Annotated in this window: 12 protein-coding genes; 3 read left to right on the top strand and 9 right to left on the bottom strand. The window is 67.9% G+C overall.

The window, feature by feature from the left end:
• Positions 1-98 precede the first annotated feature (98 nt).
• From LQV16_RS05740 to LQV16_RS05705, 8 genes are all read right to left on the bottom strand, one after another.
• Positions 99-1,328, bottom strand: coding sequence for a hypothetical protein (locus tag LQV16_RS05740; RefSeq protein ID WP_229992933.1), 1,230 nt, complete (start codon positions 1,326-1,328; stop codon positions 99-101).
• A 154-nt stretch (positions 1,329-1,482) separates the two neighbouring features.
• Positions 1,483-2,553 (bottom strand): Gfo/Idh/MocA family oxidoreductase, encoded by a 1,071-nt coding sequence (locus LQV16_RS05735; RefSeq protein ID WP_229992932.1) that lies wholly within the window; start codon positions 2,551-2,553, stop codon positions 1,483-1,485.
• 185 nt (positions 2,554-2,738) lie between these two features.
• Positions 2,739-3,446, bottom strand: a complete 708-nt coding sequence (locus LQV16_RS05730; RefSeq protein ID WP_229992931.1) for an ABC transporter ATP-binding protein — start codon at positions 3,444-3,446, stop codon at positions 2,739-2,741.
• 2 nt (positions 3,447-3,448) lie between these two features.
• Positions 3,449-4,885: an FtsX-like permease family protein gene (locus tag LQV16_RS05725; protein ID WP_229992930.1), complete on the bottom strand. Its 1,437-nt coding sequence runs from the start codon at positions 4,883-4,885 to the stop codon at positions 3,449-3,451.
• Positions 4,886-5,152: 267 nt separating this feature from the next.
• The gene (locus tag LQV16_RS05720; RefSeq protein WP_229992929.1) at positions 5,153-6,256 is read right to left on the bottom strand and encodes a sugar-binding protein; all 1,104 of its coding nucleotides are present in this window, start codon (positions 6,254-6,256) and stop codon (positions 5,153-5,155) included.
• A 64-nt stretch (positions 6,257-6,320) separates the two neighbouring features.
• The gene (gene mmsB, locus LQV16_RS05715; RefSeq protein ID WP_229992928.1) at positions 6,321-7,589 is read right to left on the bottom strand and encodes a multiple monosaccharide ABC transporter permease; all 1,269 of its coding nucleotides are present in this window, start codon (positions 7,587-7,589) and stop codon (positions 6,321-6,323) included.
• A gap of 54 nt (positions 7,590-7,643) precedes the next feature.
• Positions 7,644-9,200 (bottom strand): multiple monosaccharide ABC transporter ATP-binding protein, encoded by a 1,557-nt coding sequence (gene mmsA / locus LQV16_RS05710; protein WP_229992927.1) that lies wholly within the window; start codon positions 9,198-9,200, stop codon positions 7,644-7,646.
• A gap of 130 nt (positions 9,201-9,330) precedes the next feature.
• A complete protein-coding gene (locus LQV16_RS05705; RefSeq protein ID WP_229992926.1) occupies positions 9,331-10,521 on the bottom strand; it encodes an ROK family transcriptional regulator in 1,191 nt (396 codons plus the stop codon).
• A gap of 245 nt (positions 10,522-10,766) precedes the next feature.
• Between LQV16_RS05705 and LQV16_RS05700 the strand changes: the two genes are divergently transcribed.
• On the top strand, positions 10,767-11,600 hold the full coding sequence (locus LQV16_RS05700; protein ID WP_229992940.1) for a nitrilase-related carbon-nitrogen hydrolase: 834 nt from the start codon (positions 10,767-10,769) through the stop codon (positions 11,598-11,600).
• Here the strand turns inward: LQV16_RS05700 and LQV16_RS05695 are convergent.
• Positions 11,579-13,402, bottom strand: coding sequence for a PucR family transcriptional regulator (locus LQV16_RS05695; RefSeq protein ID WP_229992925.1), 1,824 nt, complete (start codon positions 13,400-13,402; stop codon positions 11,579-11,581). The two genes, LQV16_RS05700 and LQV16_RS05695, sit on opposite strands and share 22 nt — an antisense overlap.
• 111 nt (positions 13,403-13,513) lie before the next feature.
• On the opposite strand from LQV16_RS05695, the gene LQV16_RS05690 reads away from it, so the two are divergent.
• Both LQV16_RS05690 and LQV16_RS05685 read left to right on the top strand, forming a co-directional pair.
• Positions 13,514-15,052, top strand: coding sequence for an amino acid permease (locus tag LQV16_RS05690; RefSeq protein ID WP_229992924.1), 1,539 nt, complete (start codon positions 13,514-13,516; stop codon positions 15,050-15,052).
• Complete coding sequence (locus LQV16_RS05685; RefSeq protein ID WP_229992923.1) at positions 15,049-16,773, top strand: NAD(P)/FAD-dependent oxidoreductase; 1,725 nt, start codon at positions 15,049-15,051, stop codon at positions 16,771-16,773. Before LQV16_RS05690 ends, LQV16_RS05685 begins: the two co-directional genes overlap by 4 nt.
• The last annotated feature ends 36 nt before the right edge of the window (positions 16,774-16,809 follow it).

The following is a 16,809-nucleotide window of genomic DNA, read 5'->3' as shown; positions in this document are numbered from 1 at the left end:
GCGGTGGACGGTCGAGTCCATGGGGGATTCTCCTGGGTGACTGTGGGCGGCCAAGGCAGCCCGAGGGGCCGTGCTCTGTGGAGGCAGAGACGGCCCGACTAGTCAGGAGAAGAACCAGGATCAGCGCATACGGCTGAGTACTCGTGCTGGAGCGGACCGCCGATGGGGTCAGCCCCGATGGTGGGCAGGTAGAAGAACAGGCTGGGCATCCACGCAGCTGTTCCGGCAGGTCCGTTGGCGCAGTGCCCGCTGCCGGACCCCGAGCCCGGAGCAGGCGGGAGCGCTTCCGGGGCAGGCAGGTCCGTGCCGCCATGCCATGGGCTCGGGCCCGGGTTGCCGGAGGGAACCGGCGGTTCACCAGTCCCGGCAGGGGGGTCGGCCGCAGGGGCAGCGCCAGGCCGGACAGGCGCCGCCGCACGGGGCTCAGGCAGCAGCAAGGGCGCGTAGGTTACTGGGGTGACCGGGGGATGGTACGCCTCGAGGGGACGGGCCGCAGTGGGACCGGTGGTAGCGGGCGCCGGCTGCGTTGATGATGCTGCCTTCGCGGTGTCTGCTTTTGCGCTACCCGCGGTGGGAGTGCCGGCCGACGACGATGCGCCGTCGGCGGCTGCCGGCGTGCCCGCCGGCGTCCCCGTTTGGACCTCGCCCGGAACGACGCCGCCTGGAGGGACGGCTGCCGGGTCACCGGGCAGTGGGCCAGCCGGATCGGTAATCGGAAGCGTGGGGTCTGCAACCGGCGGAACAACGCCGGGATCCGGTGCCGCGGGGTCAACAACCGGTGGGTCAACAACCGGTGGGTCAACAACCGGTGGGTCAACAACCGGTGGGACAACGCCGGGGTCCGGGACGGCAGGATCCACACCGGGGACGCCGGGGTCCACCACGGGCGGGGTCACTGCCGGAGCAGGGAGCGCCGGGTCGACTGCCGCCGGCCCTGTGGCGGGCGGTGCCGAGTCCGGAACCTGGGCCGCCGAGCCCGGGTCCGCCTGCGCAGGCTCGTCGGCGTCGGCGGGATCAACGTCCGCGATATCTGGCCTCGGGCCAGGAACGGCACCAGCGGACCAGGTGCTGGGCGGTACCGGAGCGATGTCCACGGAGACCGGGCCGTCGAGGGAGGGAACAGGGAGGTCGTCGGCGTCCGTGCAGTCGGCGACCGCCGATCTCTCGCCGGCGTCGTCGGCTGTCCCGGAGAACGTGCACGCGTCATCCGCCTGTGCGGCCGTGCCGGAGAGGGTCAGCCACGCGGCACCGGCGACGGCGGCCAACAGCACATGGCGCAAGGGGCGCAGGGTGCGGCCCGCGCGGGAGGACGCTGCTGCTGGATCCATGCGCGCACCCCCGCTCCCGGAAAACTGGACGATTGCCTACAGGGTAAGTCGGCCCCAACGGGAGAGTCCAGAGCGGAACCGAAACTGTAGGCATACCGAGACACTCGGAAGGCGTCGGATCCGGTGCCTGTGGGACGTGGAAAGTGGGACGTGGTCAGTGGGCGTCGTTCGGGTAGGTCACCCCGAGTTGCGCGCGCACACCGTCGAATAGCCGCATGGTGTTCAGGGAGTCCTCCAGCGGCATAACCGGGCTCTCGGTGAGTCCGTGCTGGATGCACCGCGTGACCTCGCGCAGTTCGTAGGTGTAGCCGCGCCCGACCACCGCGAACCGCTCGGTCCGGGGATCGTCGAAGCCGATCCTGACCAGCAGTTCCTTGGGGTTGTTAATGGAGCCGGACGTCTGCAGGAAGCCCTGGCTGCCGGCGACGGTGGCCGTTCGGGGCCCGTGCGCCAGCAAAGAGGATGTCAGCTGGGCTTGCCCGCCGTGGTGGTAGCCGAGCGTCAAGGCGTTTTGGGCGTCCACGCCGTCGTCATTGAGCCAACCGGTGGCGCTGACGGTTTGCGGGAACCCCAGGGTGCCAAGCGCCCAAAGCAGCGGGTAGACCGTCAGGTCCAGCAGGGCGCCGCCGCCGTCCTTGGGCGCCCAGAGCCGGGAGGCGGGCGAGTACGGCGCCGGAAAGCCGAGATCGGCGCCCACCCACTTGACCGCGCCGATCTCGCCCGAGGCAGCGATCTCAAACGCCCGCTGCATGCTGGGCAGGAACCGGCTCCACACCGCCTCCATCAGGAACAGGCCCTTTGCCCGGGCCGCCGCAATCAGCTCGGCGGCTTCCCGGGCGTTGACGGTCAGGGCCTTCTCGCACAGCACATGCTTGCCGGCGTTGAGGGCGGCAAGGGCGATCTCGTGGTGGTGGGCGTGTGGCGTGGCGACATAGACGACGTCGACGCCGTCGTCCGCGAGCAGGCGGGCATAACCGCTGACGCCGTCCCGGTCACCGTAGGCGCGGACAAAGCCGTAGTCGGCCGCGAAGGCATCGGCCGCCGCTTGGGTGCGGGAACTGACGGCGTACAGTTCCGCATCCGCCAGAAGTTCAAGGTCACGGGTGAGCGCAGCGGCGATCCCTCCGGTGGCGATGATTCCCCAGCGCAGCCTGGCGCCGGTGGCTGTGCGGGGATCCTGGTCAGGCTGGCTGAACAGCCACGGTTTCGCGATGAGGTCAGACATGATGCCATCTTCTCACCCGGGGGCGGAAGGGCCGCGGTGTTGCAGGCCCGGCACGCGTGAGGTTCAGCGCGCAAGGAGGTTCAGTTCAGGAGGCTCGACGCCGAAACCGCGGACGGCCCCGGAAGGACCGCCCGCGGGGCGGTGCCGGGCGGGCCTCAGCCGGGTGGGCGTCAGCCCGGCCGGCCTCAGCCGGTTACGGCCGCCGTCGCACGGGTCCGTACCGGTTCCTCCGTGAGCCGGCCCTGCTGGAGCCGGAAGCGCCGGTCCGTCTTGTTGGCCAGGGCGCGGTCGTGGGTGACCACGAGGATGGTGGTGTTGTGGTCCCGGCTGAGCGTGCTGAGGAGCTCGATGATGTGCTCGCCGGTCTGCTCGTCCAGGTTGCCGGTGGGTTCATCGGCCAGGATCAGCTTGGGTTCGTTCGCCAGCGCCCGGGCAATCGCAACCCGCTGCTGCTCGCCGCCGGAGAGCCGGTTGATGCGCCGCACGTGCTTGTACGGATCGAGCTGGACCTGTTCGAGCAGCTGCCGGGCCCGCTCGGCCCGGACGCCCTTGCGCACGCCGGCAAACTCCATCGGCAGCATCACGTTGTCCACGGCCGAGAGATTCGGGATCAGGTTGAACTGCTGGAACACGAATCCGATGTCCCGGCGCCGGTAGTTGGTCAGCTTCCCGTCCGGCATGGTGGCCAGGCTCACGCCGTTGACCACCACATCGCCGCTGGTGGGCTTGTCCAAGGCACCGAGCAGGGAGAGCAGGGTGCTTTTGCCGCTGCCGCTCTTGCCCACGATCGAGGCCAGCGCGCCCTGTTCGAGCTCGAAGCTGACGTCGTTGACCGGCTTGATGGTCCGGTCGCCGGACTTGAACGTGCGGACCAGGTTCTTGACTTCGATCATGGCTATTCTCCTCGGAGGACTTCGATGGGACGGATGCGGGCGGTGAGCAGGGCCGGCACCAGGGCCCCGATGATGGCGACGCCGAAGACCGCGGCGATGCCCGCGGCAATGACGCCGGGGGAGGCGCTCGCCGTCACGGAGGTCAGCAGCTGGCTGGCCCCGCCGAGCGGGCCGCCCGGCCCGCCCGGGAAACCGCCGGGACCGCCGCGCTGGGCGGTTGCCGCGCTCGTGGTGCTGCTTGAGCTGATGAGGGCGCTGGCGATGCCGCCGCTGGCAAGGGAGGCGACGGCGGCGCCCACCACGCTGCCCAGTGCCACCAGCACGAGGGCCTCCAGCACAAACTGCAGGCCGATGGTGCGGTTTGGGGCGCCGATGGCCTTCAGGACGCCGATCTCGCGGCGGCGTTCGCGGACCAGCATGACCATGATCAGGAGGATGATCAGCCCGGCGGTGCCAAGGGCCGCGACGAAGGCGATGAAGGAAATATTCTTGACGCTGTCCAGCGAGCTGACGGCAGTCTCAAGGTTCCGCTGCCCCTGGGTGACGTCGGCCTTGTCGGCGCCGAGCGCCGCCTGCAGGGCGGTCTTGGCGGCGTCGACGTTTTCCATGCTGTTGACCGTGACGATCATGGTGGAGAGTTCGTCCGGCAGCGCGGCGAGGGTCTGGGCGGTCGGAAGCGTTACATAGAGGGCGTTGTTGCCGAAGGCGGTGCCGGAGTCGAACAGTCCCTGGACAGTGAAGGTCTGGTCCTGGATGGTGAACGTCGAGCCCACGCTGAGGCCGTTCTTGGTGGCCAGGGTGGTGCCCAGCAGGGCGCCGGTGGACGCGGCGGTGTAGTTGCCCAGACCGGTGCCTTGCGTCAACTGCAGGGCCTTGCCGGTGGAGTCCATCTCGGCGTCGATGCCCGTTGCGGTGATGGGCAGCGAGAACGCCGGCGCGGCCGCAGTGGTACTGCCCGTGGTGCCGCTTGTGCTGCCCGCTGTCCCGGAAGTCGCTTGGTTTCGGTTGCCGAGAGTTCCGGCGTCGACGGCGGCCGTGAGGCTCGTGGTGACAGAGGTGGCAGACTGCCCGCCGGGGCCGCCTTGGCCTGTCCGTCCTGTCTGGCCCGCGGCCGCCTCGGCGGCAATTTCTGCGGCGTTGCGCAGGCGCAGTGCCTTGGTGCCGACCACGCTGCTGACGTTGGGGACGGCCGCCGCCGTGGCCGCCTGTGCCGAGGTCAGCGGCTCGCCGCCGCCTTCGAAACCCTGGCCGCCGGCCGGGTTCACGGTCAGGACCGTGCCCACCGAGGCGTTCAGTTCGGCGACCTTGCCTGTGACGGCCTGGTTGGCCACGAGCATGGCCAGGGCAAGTCCGATGGCTACGGCCAGCACGGCCACCACGGCGGCGGTCCTGACCTTGTTTCGGAAGGCATTGCCTACACTCCGGGCAAGAACGCTCACGGTACTCCTAATTTTTTGGGTGTCTCTGGGGTGCCACTTGCCGGAACCCGATGCCCGGCGCTGGTCCCACAGTGGTACGGGCCGCTGTGCGAACGTCCCGGCGAAGCTATGTCTGCGCTGTGAAGCCAAGTTGCCGGAGGCAGCGCCACCGCCACGGTGAGAGCCGGCGCGGGTCACGGCCAACGCAAGAGCCCCGGCCCTCCCTTGCGGGGGAGCCGGGGCTCTGTTGTCTCGCCTGCGCCGGTGCAGCTGGCGCCTAGACGGGTACTACTGCTTGGTGATCGGTCCGAGTACCGGATCGTTGACGTAGGCAGTGTGGACGTTTTCCTGGGTCACGATGACCGGCTCCAGCAGGTACGCGGGAACAACCTTGACCGTGTTGTTGTAGGACTTGTCGTCGTTGATCTCCGGCTTCTTGCCTGCCTGGATGTCGTTGACCATGACGATCGAGTGCTCAACGAGCGCGCGGGTGTCCTTGTTGATGGTGGAGTACTGCTCGCCCGCCATGATGGACTTGACCGACTCAACCTCGGAGTCCTGGCCTGTGACAACCGGAATCGGCTTGCCGGCGGCCTTGACGGAGGTGATGATCGCGCGGGCCAGGGTGTCGTTCGGGGACAGCACGCCGTCGAGCGGGGCGCTGCCGTAGGTTCCGGCGAGCAGGGTGTCCATGCGCTTCTGGGCGTTCTCGGCCTTCCAGCCCTGGGTAACGGCCTGCTCGAAGGTCGTCTGGCCCGAGAGCACCTTCAGTGTGCCGTCGTCCATCTTCGGCTTCAGGACGCTCATGGCGCCGTCGAAGAAGACCTTCGCGTTGGCGTCATCAGGGGAACCTGCGAAGAGTTCGATGTTGTACGGGCCTTCCGGCTTCTTGGCCTTCATGCCGTCCAGCAGCGCCTTGCCCTGGAGTTCACCGACCTTGAAGTTGTCGTAGGCCACGTAGTAGTCCACGTTCTCGGTGTTCAGGAGCAGACGGTCGTAGGCGATGATCGTGGCGCCGGCGTCCTTGGCCTGCTTGAGCTGGGTGCCCAGCTGCGCGCCGTCGATGGCGCCGACGATGATGACCTTGGCGCCCTTGGTGATCATGGCGCTGATCTGGTTCTGCTGTTCAGAAACGCCGCCGTTGGCGAACTGCACGTCCGGCTTGTAGCCTGCCGCGGTGAGGCCGTCGTTGAACAGCTGCTCCGCCAGGACCCAGTTTTCGGAGGTCTTCTGCGGGAGTGCGACGCCGATCGAGGAGCCCTTCGGGAATGCTTCGCCTCCAGTGGTCGAACCGCCGGTGGTCCCGGTGTCGGAACGGCCGCAGGCTGTCAGCGCCAGTGCCGCAATAGCAGCGATCGCTGCTGCCTTTCCTGCTTTACCAATCATTCGCATTGCTTGGTTCACTTTCTTTTGGTGGTGTGCGGAGAAACGTGGGCTTTGGGAGCCGGGGAGTGGATCAGATCCCTCGCGAGATGACCTCTTTGGTTTGGGTGGTCTCGTCGGCCTTGATCTCGCTGCTGCGGCCGAAGTTCTTCATGAGCATGCCGACGATCGATGTCTTGCCTTGGGTCTTGTTGTAGACGTCGAACGCGACGGCTATCAGCAGGACCAGGCCCTTGATGATCTGGGTGAGATCGGCGCCGACGCCCATGAGCTGCAGGCCGTTGTTCAGCACGGCCATGACCAGGCCGCCGATGATCGAGCCGATCACGGTGCCCACGCCGCCGGTGACCGCGGCGCCGCCGATGAACACGGCCGCGATGGCGTCCAGTTCCCAGCCGACGCCGTCGAACGGTCCCGAGGCGGTGGAGCGGCCGACGAAGATCATGCCGGCGAGGCCGGCCAGGAAGGACATGTTCATCATGACCAGGAAGTTGACCTTCTTGGACTGGACACCGGAGAGCTCGGCAGCGTGCCGGTTGCCGCCGACCGCGTAGATGTGGCGGCCGATGACGGTCTTGGAGGAGATGAAGCCGTACACGAGGATCAGGACCGCGAGGATCAGGCCCGGCACCGGGAAGGACGTGCCCGGCCGGCCGGTGGCGAAGAGGTAGGTGGCGTAGAGGATGGCGCCGGAGACGAGCACCAGCTTCAGGACCATGACCCAGGTTTCGGAGACCTCGGCGCCGAGCTTCTTGGCGTTCCGGCGGGACCGGATCTCGCTGAAGATCACGAACGCGACGGCGAGCAGGCCAATGAGCATGGTGGGGTTGTTGTAGCCGGTATTCGGGCCAAACTCGGGCAGGTAGCCGGAGCCGATGTACTGGAAATCCGCAGGGACCGGGATGGTGTTCGACTTGCCGACAAACTGGTTGGCGCCGCGGAAGATCAGCATGCCGGACAGCGTCACGATGAACGCGGGAATGCCGACGTAGGCCACCCAGTATCCCTGCCAGGCCCCGATCAGGACGCCCAGCCCCAGCCCCATCAGGACGCCGATGTACCAAGGCATTCCCCAGTCGCGGATGAAGAGGGACACACAGACGCCCACGAAGGCCGCGACGGAACCGACGGAGAGATCGATGTGGCCGGCGATGATGACCAGCACCATGCCGATGGCGAGGATCAGGATGTAGGAGTTGCCGTTGAAGAGGTTGATGACGTTGCCCGACGTGAGCGTGCGGCCCTCCGTGAAAATCTCGAAGAACACGATCAGCGCAACCAGGGCGAAGATCATGCCGAATTGGCGGGTGTTGCCGCCAAAGAGCTTCTTGAGCGCGTTCATTGTTTCATTCCTTGTGTCCGGGGTGTTCGGATTGTTCTGGTTGGTCCCACAGGGTCAGGCGGTTTTGCGGGCGGACGTCATGAGTTTCATGAGGCTTTCCTGGCTGGCTTGGTCTTTGTCCAGCACGCCGGTGATGGCGCCTTCGAAGATCGTGTAGATCCGGTCCGAGAGGCCCAGCAGCTCGGGCAGCTCCGAGGAAATGACGATCACTGCCTTGCCCTCGTTGGCCAGCTTCTGGATGATGCCGTAGATCTCGTACTTGGCCCCGACGTCGATCCCGCGGGTCGGCTCGTCCAGGATCAGCACGTCCGGGTCGGTAAACATCCACTTCGCCAGCACGACCTTCTGCTGGTTGCCGCCGGAGAGCTTCGCGACGCCTTCCTCCACGGAGGGCGTCTTGGTCCGCAGCGCCTTCCGATATTCCTCCGCGACGGCGTATTCCTTGTTCGCGTCCACCACGAAGTGCTTGCTGATCTTGCGCAGGTTCGCCGAGACGGTCGTGGCCTTGATGTCGTCCAGCAGGTTCAGGCCCAGGGACTTGCGGTCCTCCGTGACGTAGCCCAGCCCGGCGTCGATCGCCTGGCGGACGCTTTTGAGCTGCAGCTCCTTGCCGTCTTTGTAGACGTGGCCCGAGATGAAGCGGCCGTAGGAGCGGCCGAACACGGACCGGGCCAGCTCGGTGCGCCCGGCCCCCATCAGGCCCGCGAACCCGACGATCTCGCCGCGGCGGACGAAGAAGCTGGAGTTCTTGCAGACCAGGCGGTCCTGGATCGCCGGGTGCCCGACGTTCCAGTTCTTGACCTCGAAGAGGACATCGCCGATCTTCGGCTCGTGATCCGGGAACCGGGATTCCAGCGTCCGGCCCACCATGCCCTTGATGATGCGGTCCTCGTCGACGCCGTCGGCCTTGACATTCAGGGTCTCGATCGACTTGCCGTCGCGGATGATCGTGATCTCATCCGCGATCTGTTCGATCTCGTTGAGCTTGTGCGAAATGATGATCGAGGTGATGCCGCGGCCCTTCAGGCCCAGCATGAGGTCCAGCAGGTGCTGGGAGTCGGACTCGTTCAGCGCGGCCGTGGGCTCGTCCAGGATCAGGAGCTTCACCGACTTGTTCAGGGCCTTGGCGATCTCGACCAGCTGCTGCTTGCCGACGCCGATCTCCTTGATCGGGGTGTCCGGGTCCTCGCGCAACCCCACCCGGGCCAGCAGCTCGGTGGAGCGGGTCCGGGCCTCGGCCCAGTCGATCACGCCGCGCTTGGTGGGCTCGTTGCCGAGGAAGATGTTCTCCATGATCGACAGCTCGGGGATGAGCGCGAGTTCCTGGTGGATGATCACGATTCCGGCGTGCTCGCTGGCCCGGATGTCCTTGAACTCCTGGACCTCGTTCTGGTACACGATGTCGCCGGTGTAGGTGCCGAACGGGTATACCCCCGAGAGCACCTTCATCAGGGTCGATTTCCCGGCGCCGTTCTCACCGCAGATGGCGTGGATCTCGCCGGCCTTCACCCGCAGGCTTACATCGGCCAAAGCTTTAACGCCGGGGAATTCCTTGGTGATGGAGCGCATCTCGAGAATTAGCGGATCACTGTGCGTGTTGAGGGACGTCATCTGCCCTTACGCCTCCAATGCATGACTTCGTTGTCCGCCCCTGCAAACCGCAGGGCCGTCTGATGGAAAAGTAAACTGGATCACGCCCTTGTCGTCAAGTCTTTAACGCAACGGGCGGATAACGAAATGGTTAGTTACGCCGGATTCCGGCGTGCTGGAAGACCAAAGCCGTGGCCCCGAGGGCCTCCGCCCGGTCGCCCAGGGACGACATTGTGAGGGTGGTTGTCTCTCCGATGACCGGCACGGCGTGGCGGATCAGGCCGCGCCGGATCGGGTCCAAAAGGAGTTCGCCAAGCCCCGCCAGTGGGCCGCCGACCACGATCACTTCGGGGTTGATCAGGTTCGCCACGTTGCCCAGGGCGCGCCCGACGGCGAGCCCGGCGTCGTCCACCACACGGAGCGTCGCGGAGTCCCGCTCCAGGGCCTTGCGCACGATGTCCCCGGGCGTGAGCGGCCGGTCCTCACCGCGGCTCAGGAGCTCGATCATGGTGGTGGTGGAGGCTATCGTTTCCAGGCAGCCGCGGTTCCCGCACCGGCAGATCAGCCCGTGCTCGTGGATTGTGGCATGGCCGATTTCGCCCGTGATGCCGACGTTGCCGTAGTAGGGGATGCCGTTGAGGATCAGCCCCGCGCCGATGCCCGAGCCGATCTTGAGGAACATCAGGTTGCTGATGCCGCTGTGCGGTCCCCACGTGACCTCGGAGAGGGCGCCCAGGTTGGCGTCATTGTCCACGAATACAGGCAGTTCCAGCGCTTCTTCGAGGCGTTTGAGGATGTTGATGCCCACCCATTCGGGCAGGATCGCGCCCTGCGCCACGGTGCCGGTGCGGCGGTCGATGGGGCCGGGAATTCCTACGCCGGCACCGACCAGGGCGCTGCGCTCCACGCCGCTGTCCGCGAGCAATCGGTCCAACACGCCGACGGCGGCCTGGATGCCCTCCTCGGCGTGGTGGCCCAGGGGCAGCAGGACCGACTGTTCGGCGATCACGTGGTAGCTGAGCGAGGCCAGTACGACGCGCAGGTGCCGCCGGCCAAAATCGATCCCCACCGCGACGGCCCCGTTGCTGTTGAGCCGGACGTTCAGGGCGCGCCGCCCTGAGCTGGTAATCGGTTCAGTGGAGGCCAGCCCGGCGTCCTGCATGATCTTGACGATGTTCGAAACAGTGGCCGTCGATAGCCCTGTCTGGCGGGCCAGTTCCGCTTGCGTGGAGGGGCCCGCGAGGAGGCATTCGATGATCCGCTGCTGGTTCAGATGCCGGAGGGCGGACTGCGATCCGGGGTTCTTGGTTCGGCTCCTCGTTGAGCGCGTTGGTGAGGGCATGCTATGAAGCGTGACGCATCGGCGGCTTGTAGTCAAGAAGTTAACGCATTGATAACGGCCGTCTGGGTTTCCGGGTACGCGGCGGGCCGCCGGCCCTCCCGGTCTTGACCGCCGGGACGTTCCGCCCCGTTCGCCGGCTGGCTGGGTGGAAATGCACCAAATGCGGCTTCCCCGGCCGCGGCTACTCTGGGAGCAGAGAGTCCGCAGTGCTCCTGCGGAGGTACCCCGAGAGTCGTGAGGTGGTAATGGTGCTGCTGGCCCTGATGCAGGCGAACGCCGCCGTGCTGGATGCGAAGGCGAACTGCGCCGCGGTGGAGGCGGCGGCGCGCGAAGCGTCCGCCGCTGGTGCGCAGCTGCTGCTGACCCCGGAGCTTTTCCCCGTGGGCTATGCGCCGCGCCGGCTGCGGTCAGCCTTCGATCCCGGCACGCTGCCTGCGCTCCGGGAGGCCCTGGCCGGCATCGCCCGGCGCCACAACATTGCCCTGGTCTACAGCCTCCCCGCCGTAACGCCGGCGGGGGAGTGGCACATTTCCGCCACCCTGGTTGACGCGTCCGGCGACGAACTGCTCACTTACGACAAGGTGCACCTGTTCGGCCCCGAGGAACGCGCAGCGTTTGCGCCGGCCGCGGCAGCCCCTGGCGTCGTCGACTTCCACGGGCTCAAAACTGCCCTGGTCATTTGCTACGACATCGAGTTTCCCGAGTCCGCACGGGCCGCCGCCGTGCGCGGCGCCGAACTGCTGCTGGTGCCGACCGCACTCGCCGGCGGGTTCGACGCGGTGCCGAACGTATTGGTCCGGGCCAGGGCGCTGGAGAACCAGCTGACAGTGGCGTACGCCAACCACACCGGCTCGGAGGAAGGCTACGACTTCCGCGGCGGCAGCATCGTGGCGGGCGCGGACGGCACGGTCCTGGCCGCGGCCGGCCCCGGGACGGAACTGCTCTTTGCCGAGCTGGGAGGAGCTGTGCGCGCCGACGCGGACAGGACGGATGATGCGGACGGGGCAGACGACGCGGATGACGCCGTCGCCTACCTGCGCGACCGCCGCCCGGACGTCTACCGTTCCTGGGGCATCTGACCCGCGGGAGGTCCGGTATCGGGTGAAGCGGCCGCGACGGCAGCAGCGACCGGGGCGCCTCCCGGGGATACTGCGTCGGGCAACTCGGGTCCGCCCTGGTCCTGATGGGCGATGTACTGGAGGGCGATCCACAGCTCCGCGCGGGCCTGGGCCCGATTGAGATCCAGGCCCAGCAGCTCGCCGATGACGCCGATCTGCCGGCGGACGCTGTTGCGATGCAGCGCCGTGGCCTTCGCCGTGGCGTCCCAGCTGCCGTTCTCACCAAGCCAGGCCCGCAGGATGCCCAGCAGGGTGTCGCGGCGCTCCGGTTCCAGCGCGAGCACCGGTGCGAGCAGGCGGTCCGCCAGCATGGTGCCGGCCTCGGAACCCAGCAGGCCCGTCACGGACCAAGTCACGTCGTCCGCCCGGACGCTTCGGCGGCTGGTCAGCACCCGGTTGCGCAGCGAGGAGGCGTCCTGGTAGGCGCCCGCCAGGCCCGAGAATTCGGTGCCGCTGCCGATTACCAGGCGCCAGCCGAGCCGCTCCACCTCGGCGAGCAAGGCGTCGTCGACCTTGAGCCGGGTGATGGCGGCAAAGCCGTAGTCGGTGTGCTCCACCAGTTTGGTGTCGAACAGCCTGCGCCATTCCAGCAGCTCCCGCACCGGGCCCTCGCCCGTCTGGCGCGGTCCGCCCGCCGCCCGGTCGCTGCCCGCGGCGGCGTCCACCCGGATGCCCTGGACCACCCGCAAATGGCCGGACCGGGTGGAGGAAAGGCTTTGTGCCAGCAGGTCCTTCAACCCGTTGACCTGCCGTGCAGTTCCCGACGCCACGCTCTCCGGATGCAACAGCAGCGCCGTGGCAAGCTGGCTAGGGGCCAGGGAACCGCTGGTGCGCTGGCGGACCAGCAGTTCCAGCAGCCCGACGGCGGTGGAGACCACGTTGTTCTGGGCCGGGGTCAGCGGGGCGTCCGTGCCTAGGACGAGCGCGCCGAGGTTGGCGTCCCGGGTGCTGCGCAGCGGATACCCGAAGACCAGGGATGAGCCTGCCGCGTCGAATGAATCCATCTCCACCCGGGGGCCGCTGCCGGCGAGCAGCCGGGCCAACAGCGGCTGCAAGGCGGCGGAATCAACGCCCGGCACGGTGCCGGCAACGGAGTGCGCGGAGTGCGGGCCGGGGGAGCCGCCCGAGCCCCGGGCACGCACCCGCCCGTCCGCCCCGACCAGCACGGCCCAGACCGGGACGCGCTGCACCAGGGCCGCGAGGAGCTCGTGCTCGGGGCGTGCAGACAAGACCGCCCGCATGAGCTGCCGATTGGTGTCGGCCAGTTGGCGGAAGGTCTTGGCGTTGTCCGACTCAAGGAGCCGGGAGAACGCGAGTCCCAGCGCGGCGAACGGGATGGTCCCCGGGATGGACACCAGGGTCAGGTTGTGCCGCCGACAGGCCCTAACCACGGTATCCGGCACGGCCTCGAAGTAGGGTTCCAGGCCAAAGCCGAGGGCGCCGACGCGGGCCCCGACCAGGCGCAGCACGTAGGCGTCCACCGCCTCCTCGCTGCCACCATCACCCACGAACGGCAGGCCGGCGGTGAGCAGGAATTCGCCGTCGAGCAGGTAAGGGGTCGGATCATCCAGCTCGCTCGGCTCCACCCAGCGCAGGCGCTCGTCCCCGTTGCCGCCGTCGTGCAGGACGCCGAGCTCCGGCAGCTGGCGCAGGAACTGTGGCAGCGTGACGAAACCAAACCGCTCGGAGTCCTCAGCAGCCACGGCCGCGGCCCCCGTCCAGCCGGGCCGGCCGCCGGGCAGGACGCCGGGCCTGCGGTGCATTAAGTCTCATGTCTGAAGAATACAGGTCATTTTGCACAACCATGAGAGGTGGCTCACATGCCTAGGGTGGTCAGGGGAAACCGACCACTACTGAAGATAAGGACGTCAACGATGACTGTGCCAACTCTGATCGGGGAACGCCCGCCGGCCGCCGCCGGCCGTCCCGGGCTCGCCACCCAGCTCCTGCGCCGCAAGCCGATCGGGCAGCTGGTCAGCGAGGCCGAAACCGGGCACGGCGGCACGCAGCTGGTCCGCAGCTTCGGCGTGCTGCAGCTGACCATGATCAGCGTCGGCGCCACGCTTGGCACCGGCATCCTGGTGATCCTGGGCGAATCGGTGCCGCTCGCCGGCCCGGCCATCTGGATCTCCTTTGCCATTGCCGGACTCGCAGCCCTGCTCTCCGCCGTGTCCTATGCGGAGATGGCCGGCCTGGTGCCCGCCGCCGGTTCCAGCTACTCCTACACCTACGCCACCATGGGCGAGGGCATGGCCTGGATCTGCGGCTGGTGCCTGGTCCTGGAATACGCCGTCTCCGTGGCCGCCGTCGCGGTCGGCGCGGGCCAGTACGTCAACGAGGCCCTGGCGGTCTTCGGTCTGGCGCTCCCGGACGCCATGTCGCAGCCGCCGGGAGCCGGCGGGGTGTTGAATGTGCCCGCGATCGTCATTGTGGTCCTGGCCATGATGCTGTTGATCCGCGGTGCCAAGGAGAGCGCCTGGATCAACACGGCGATCGTCCTGGTCAAGGTCGGCATTCTGCTGTTCTTCTGCGCCGTGGCCTTCACCGCCTTCAACGGCGGACACTTCGAACCCCTCATGCCGATGGGCGCCGCCGGCGTCTCGGCCGCGGCCTCCAGGGTCTTCTTCTCCTACATCGGCTTCGACGCCGCCTCCACGGCTGGCGAGGAAGCCCGCAACCCCAAGCGCGATCTCCCGCGGGCCATCCTGCTCTCCATGCTGATCGTCACCAGCATCTACGTGCTCGTCGCCGTCGCCGCCATCGGCGCCCGCCCCTGGGGCTGGTTCGACGGCACCGAAGCCGCCCTCGTGAAGATCCTCGAGGAAATCACCGGCCAGCCGTGGGTTGGCGTGGTGTTCGCCGTCGGCGCCGTGCTTGCCATCGCCAGCATCGTGCTGACCGTCCTCTACGGGCAGACCCGGATCCTGCTCTCGATGTCGCGGGACGGCCTGGTCCCCAGGGTCTTCGGCCGGGTCTCGGCCCGGACGGGCACACCGGTTGCCGGAACCCTGATTGTGGGCACCGCCGTCGCACTGACTGCCGGCCTGGTGCCGCTGGGTGCCCTCGCGGACGCCACCAGCATCGGCACCCTGTTCGCGTTCGCCCTGGTCAACGTGGCAGTCATCTACCTGCGGCGGACCCGGCCGGAGCTCACGCGCAGCTTCCGCGTCCCGCTCTTTCCGCTGACGCCGATTCTGGGCGCCCTCATGTGCGCCTACCTCATGGCCAACCTCGGCGCCGGGACCTGGGTGGTCTTCGGTGTTTGGATGCTCGTGGGCCTGGCCGCCTACTTCGGCTATGGCCGGAAGAACTCAAGGGTGGCCGCCCTGAGCCACGAGGAATACCGTGAACTATCAAGCCGCCAACCCGCCACCACCACCACAACCCAGGAACTGAAGGCAGAAATCTCATGACCACCGCCACCGAACTGCCGGCCCCCGAACCGGCTTTCACCCCGGCAGACAGCCTGGCCGGCCACCGTCCGGTCGAGGCGCCCATCACCATGCTGAATCCGGATTTCCCGTTCAGCTACGACCACTACCTCGCCCACCCCGACGGCCTGGGGTCGCTGCCGCCCGAACTCTACGGGACGGAGGTCGCCGTCGTCGGTGCCGGCCTGTCGGGGCTGGTGACCGCCTATGAACTCATGAAGCTGGGCCTGCGGCCGGTGGTCTACGAGGCCGACAGGATCGGTGGCCGGCTGAGGACCGCCAGCTTCCCGTCCGCGCCGGGCATCGTGGCGGACCTCGGCGGCATGCGTTTCCCGGTCTCCGGCAAGGCCTTCCATCACTATGTGGACCTGCTCGGACTCGAGACCCAGGAGTTCCCCAACCCGCTGGCACCGGCCACCTCCAGCACGGTGATCGAGCTCGCGGGCGAGAAGCACTACGCCGAGACCGCGGCGGACCTGCCCCCGTTCTTCCTCGAGGTGGCGGACGCGTGGAAGGCGGCCGTGAACGATGGCGCCCGGTTCGCCGAGATGCAGGAGGCCATCCGGGCCCGGGACACCGCCCGGATCAAGGAACTGTGGAACGCGCTGCTCCCGGAGCTGGACGAGCAGACGTTCTATGGCTTCATCGCCGGCAGCGACTCCTTCAAGGAGGCCGGCTTCGCCCACCGCGAGGCGTTCGGACAGGTTGGCTTCGGCACCGGCGGCTGGGACACCGACTTCCCCAACTCCATCCTCGAAATCCTCCGGGTCGTCTACACCGACGCCGATGACCAGCACCGGCTCATCGCCGGCGGCGCGCAGCGGCTCCCCGAGGCGCTGTGGGAGCACACGCCGTCGGGCATGGCCCACTGGCCTGACGGCACGTCCCTGGCATCCCTGCACGCGGGTGCGCCGCGGGGCGCCGTGGAGCGCATCGCCCGCGACGGCAGCGGAGACTTCCGGATCCGCGAACGCTGGGGACGCGAATCCGCCTACCCGGCGGTGGTGACCACATGCCAGTCCTGGCTGCTGTCGACACGGATCCACACCGACGAAGCCCTGTTCCCCGCCGAGCTGTGGACGGCGATCGAACGCTCGCACTACATGCAGTCCTCCAAGACTTTCGTCATGGTGGACCGGCCGTTCTGGAAGGACATCGACCCTGCAACGGGCCGCGAGGTCCTGTCCATGACGCTGACCGACCGGCTGAACCGAGCCACGTACCTGCTGGACAACGGCCCGGACAAGCCCGCCGTAATCCTGCTGTCTTACACGTGGAACGACGACGCGCTGAAGTGGCTCTCGCTCGACGCGGACGAGCGGGCGGAGCTCATGCTGCACTCGCTGGAGCAGATCTACCCCGGCGTCGACATCGCCAGCCACATCGTGGGCCAGCCGATCACCGTCTCGTGGGAGGCCGACCCCAACTTCATGGGCGCCTTCAAAGCCAACCTGCCGGGGCACTACCGCTACCAGCAGCGGCTGTTCACCCACTTCAAGCAGGACGCGCTGCCCGACGAACAGCGCGGGATCTTCCTCGCCGGCGACGACGTTTCGTTCACCGCCGGCTGGGCCGAGGGCGCCGTCACCACCGGCCTGAACGCGGTCTGGGGTGTGGTCAACCACCTCGGCGGCCGGACCCCGACGGGGAACCCCGGACCGGGCGAGCTGCTGTCCGAGCTGGGCCCGATCGCGCTGGACTGAGCACCGCGACCGGGGGGCTGAGCGGCCGGGTCGGTC

It is taken from the genome of Arthrobacter sp. Bi26 (genome assembly GCF_918697925.1).
In the GTDB taxonomy this organism is placed as follows: Bacteria; Actinomycetota; Actinomycetes; order Actinomycetales; family Micrococcaceae; genus Arthrobacter.
Note: the sequence above shows the minus strand (reverse complement) of the source record. Positions and strands in the feature narration are given on the sequence as shown.